This is a genomic window from Salinimicrobium oceani (assembly GCF_012037645.1).
Window position 1 is genome coordinate 1 of the sequence record NZ_JAAVJR010001282.1, and the last position, 333, is coordinate 333.

Here is a 333-nt window from a genome sequence, read left to right on the forward strand (position 1 = left end):
TTATCCAATTTAGTTTCCTGCCCCACTTCCGCTGGGGTCCACCATTCTGAAGCCGAAAAAGGTGGATTGGCTATCACACGGTCGAACAACATTAATTCATTATCCTCAGTATGCTTTGGGTTCACCAGTGTGTCACCTTTCCGCAGGTCAGCATCAACAAAATTGTGAAGTAACATATTCAGTTTACCAATAGCCCAGGTGCCTAAATTCTTTTCCTGACCGTAAAGTGATATGTTCACGTTCTTACCAACCTTACCATCAGGTCGCTCGGCAACATAATTGGCAGCTTCAATGAGCATTCCACCACTACCCATGGTGGGGTCATAGACTTTC

The 333-nt window shown here is 45.0% G+C and carries 1 protein-coding gene; it reads right to left on the reverse strand.

The window, feature by feature from the left end:
- The coding region (locus HC175_RS21845) for an HsdM family class I SAM-dependent methyltransferase (RefSeq protein WP_168139984.1) at positions 1-333 on the reverse strand (333 nt) is incomplete at both ends.